Annotated in this window: 1 protein-coding gene; it reads left to right on the top strand. The window is 70.3% G+C overall.

What is annotated here, in order from left to right; genetic code table 11:
• Positions 1-56: 56 nt before the first annotated feature.
• On the top strand, positions 57-4,357 hold a 4,301-nt coding region (locus ACFY2B_RS46075), incomplete at its 3' end, for an SDR family NAD(P)-dependent oxidoreductase (protein WP_390769033.1).

Below are 4,357 nucleotides of genomic sequence, written 5' to 3'. Positions count from 1 at the left end.
GGCACTACTGGCTCCACCCGACCGGGGCGGCGACGGACGCGCCGTCACTGGGGCTGGTGGGTGTCGATCACCCGCTGCTCGGTGCGGTGGTGCAGTTGCCGCAGTCGGACGGGCTGGTGTTCACCTCACGGTTGTCGTTGCGGACGCACCCCTGGCTGGCCGATCACGCGGTCGGTGGCGTCGTGGTCGTCCCGAGCGGCGGACTGGTGGAACTCGCCGTACGGGCCGGCGACGAAGCCGGGTGTTCCGTCCTCGACGAGCTGGTGATTGAATCCCCGCTCGTGTTGCCCGACCACGGTGACGTGCGTGTGCAGGTCGCGCTGGGCGGACCGGGCGAGAACGGCTCGCGCTCCGTGGATGTCTACTCCCTGCGCGGGGCAGGCGCGGACGTGTGGACGCGACATGCCACCGGAATGCTGTCGGCGGTGTCGGCGGTGTCGGCGGTGTCGGCGGCACACGGCACGGGCTTCGACTTCGCTGCCTGGCCGCCGCCCGGCGCGCGGAAGGCCGACGTGGATGACCTCTACACCGACCTGGCCGAACGCGGGTACGTGTACGGGCCCGCGTTCCAAGGTGTCCGGGCGGTGTGGCGGCGCGGCGAGGAACTCTTCGCCGAGGTCTCCCTGCCCGAACAGTACGGCACGGACGCGGGCAGGTTCGGTATCCACCCGGCGTTGCTGGACGCGGCACTGCACCCGGCCTTGCTGAACGCCGCCGACGACGGGCAGGAGCTGCGGCAACCGCTGGACTGGAACGGGTTGGCACTGCACGCCGTCGGCGCGTCGGTACTGCGGGTGTGGCTGGCGCCCAGCGACTCCGGTTCCCTGTCGGTGGCGGCGACGGACGAGGCAGGCCACCTGGTCGTGACCGTGGATTCGCTGGCACTTCGTGTGGTGTCCGCCGAGCAGTTGGGCGAAGCGGATGCCGGCACTGTGCGCGCCGACTCGCTGTTCCAAGTGGAGTGGACCGAACTGGCCCCGGCTGAGGAGAAGTCATCGCCCGCCTGGGCGGCGGTGACCACCGCTGAAGACGTGGCAGCACTTGCCGACGGTGTGCCCGCGGCGGTGGTGCTGGAGGCAGTGGGCGACGATGCCGAGGACGCGACGCTGGCCTTGACTTCGAGGGTGTTGGCCGTTGTGCAGCCATGGCTCGCCGGAGCAGGGCTGGAGGAGTCGCGCCTCGTGGTCCTGACCCGCGGCGCGGTGGCCGCCGGTGACGGCGCGGTGACTGACCCGGCCGCCGCGGCCGTGTGGGGCCTGGTCCGTGCCGCTCAGGCGGAGAACCCGGACCGGATCGTTCTGCTGGACCTCGACACGGCCTCCGGCGACGGAGTGGAACCCGTGCTGGGGCCGGTGCTGGCCTGCGATGAACCGCAGCTCGCGGTGCGCGGCACGACCCTGTCCGTACCGCGCCTGGCCCGTGCTCCTCAGACCTCGGATTCGCCGGCGGTGTTCGGTGCGCAAGGGACGGTTCTGATCTCGGGTGCGGGTGCGCTGGGTGGCGTGATGGCCAGGCATTTGGTCACTCGCCATGGCGTACGGCGTCTGGTCCTGGCCAGCAGGCGAGGTCCGGACGCCGAGGGCATGGCGGAGTTGGTCGCCGAGCTCACCGGGCAGGGCGCCGAGGTTTCGGCCGTCGCCTGCGACGTCTCCGATCGGGGCCAGGTGGCCGCGCTGCTTGCGACGGTGCCGGACGAGCATCGGCTGACCGGTGTGGTGCACACGGCCGGGGTCCTGGATGCCGGCGTGATCGAGACGCTGACCCCGGAGCGGCTCGCCGCGGTGTTCGCGCCCAAGGTCGACGCGGTACGGCACCTCGACGAGCTGACCCGCGACATGGACCTCGACGCTTTCGTCGTCTACTCCTCCGTCTCGGCCGTGTTCATGGGCGCCGGCAGTGGCAGCTACGCGGCGGCGAATGCCTTCCTCGACGGGCTGATGGCCAACCGCCGGGCGGCGGGCCTGCCAGGTTTGTCCCTGGCGTGGGGCCTGTGGGAACAGACAAAGGGCATGGCGGCCGGCACCGACGACCTCATCAGGGCCCGGATGAACCGCCGCGGCGGTCTGCAGCTGATGACACAGGCTGAGGGCATGGATCTGTTCGACGCCGCCGTGCGGTCCGAGCAGGCGCTGCTGGTACCTGCCAAGCTGGACCTGCGGGGGGTGCGTACCGATGCCGCGGCAGGTGGTGCGGTGCCGCACATGTTGCGCGGCCTGGTCCGGACGGGCAGGCAACACGCACACACTGTCGGCACCGGTGAGAAGCATGGCCGGCTGTCCGACCAACTGGCGGGGCTCGCTCCGGCAGACCAGCTGACACTGCTTCTGGACCTGGTCCGTGGTCAGGTCGCGGCCGTGCTCGGGCATACCGGAACGGCGGCTGTGCGAGCGGACCTGGCGTTCAAGGACGCTGGGTTCGATTCGTTGACGGCAGTGGAACTGCGCAACAAGTTGCGTGAGGCCACCGGCCTGAAGCTGCCCGCGACCGTGGTCTTCGACCACCCGAATCCACAGGCCCTCGCCCGCCATCTGCGCGAGGAGTTCGGTGAGGTGCCGGTGGCGCCGGTGGTGCCGGCGGTGGTCGTGGCGGATGTGGGGGAGCCGATGGCGATTGTGGGTATGGCGTGCCGGTTGCCGGGTGGTGTGGCGGGGCCGGAGGACTTGTGGCGGTTGGTGGCCGAGCGTAGGGACGCGGTGTCGGGGTTCCCTGAGGACCGGGGCTGGGACCTGGAGGGTCTGTTCGATCCGGACCCGGATCGCCCGGGGACGTCGTACACCGGTCAGGGCGGTTTCCTGCACGAGGCGGGCCTCTTCGACGCGGGGTTCTTCGGGATCTCGCCGCGTGAGGCGCTGGCGATGGATCCGCAGCAGCGGTTGCTGCTGGAGACCTCGTGGGAGGCGCTGGAAGGCGCGGACATCGACCCGATCTCGTTGCAGGGCACCGACGTCGGTGTGTTCATAGGGGCCTTCGGCCAGGGCTACGTCGCGCCGGGAGCCAGTGTCGTCACGCCGGAGCTGGAGGGTTTCGCCGGCACCGGCGGATCGTCGAGCGTGGCGTCCGGCCGGGTGTCCTATGTGTTCGGATTCGAGGGCCCGGCGGTCACCATCGACACGGCGTGTTCGTCGTCGCTGGTGGCGATGCACCTTGCGGCGCAGGCATTGCGGCAGGGTGAGTGCTCGATGGCGCTGGCCGGTGGCGTGACGGTCATGGCGAACCCCGGTGCCTTCGTCGAGTTCTCCCGCCAGCGGGGCCTCGCCGTCGACGGGCGCTGCAAGGCGTTCGCCGCCGCGGCCGACGGCACCGGCTGGGCCGAGGGCGTCGGCGTCGTGGTCCTCGAACGGCTGTCGGTGGCGCAGGAGCGCGGACACCGGATCCTGGCGGTATTGCGGGGCAGTGCGGTGAACCAGGACGGTGCGTCGAACGGTCTGACGGCGCCGAACGGTCCTTCGCAGCAGCGGGTGATCCGCAAGGCATTGGCGAACGCCGGGCTCTCATCGTCCGATGTGGACGTGGTCGAGGGGCACGGAACGGGGACGACGCTGGGTGATCCGATCGAGGCGCAGGCGTTGCTGGCGACGTACGGGCAGGACCGGGATCCGGAGCGTCCGTTGTGGCTCGGTTCGTTGAAGTCGAACATCGGTCATGCGCAGGCGGCTTCAGGTGTGGCCGGTGTGATCAAGATGGTGCAGGCGCTGCGGTACGGGACACTCCCGGCAACCCTGCATGTGGACGTGCCCACTCCCGAGGTGGATTGGTCGGCGGGCGCGGTCGAGTTGCTGACGGAATCCCGGGAATGGCCGCGCGACGGCCGCCCGCGTCGAGCCGGGGTGTCCGCGTTCGGTGTCAGTGGGACGAATGCCCACTTGATCCTTGAAGAGGCACCGCGGCAGGACCTTGCGCCGGCCTCAGGGGAAGCCGCACCCGCGGACGTGCTTCCGGTGGTGATGTCGGCGCGGAGCACCAGCTCGTTGGCGGGGCAGGCCGGTCGGTTGGCGGCGCTCATCGAGGGCGAGGCGCAACTGGCGGACGTAGCCGGTGCGTTGGCGTCGAACCGGGCCGCGCTGAGTGAGCGTGCCGTGCTGATCACGGGCTCCAGTGACGAGGCGATAGCGGACCTCGCGTTGTTGGCCCGCGGCGTGACCGTGGCGGGTGTGGTTTCCGGTCGAGTGGGTGTGCTGGGGAAGTTGGTGTGGGTGTTTCCTGGTCAGGGTTCGCAGTGGGTGGGGATGGGGCGGGAGTTGTTGGAGTCGTCGCGGGTGTTCGCGGAGCGTATCGGGGAGTGTGCGTCTGTGTTGGAGCGGTGGTGTGACTGGTCGCTGGTGGATGTGTTGCGGGGTGTGGCTGATCCGGGGTTGTT

Source organism: Streptomyces sp. NPDC001270 (genome assembly GCF_042896695.1).
Lineage (GTDB): Bacteria > Actinomycetota > Actinomycetes > Streptomycetales > Streptomycetaceae > Streptomyces.
The sequence above is the reverse complement of the archived record's forward strand: the minus strand, read 5'-3'. Positions and strand labels throughout refer to the sequence as shown.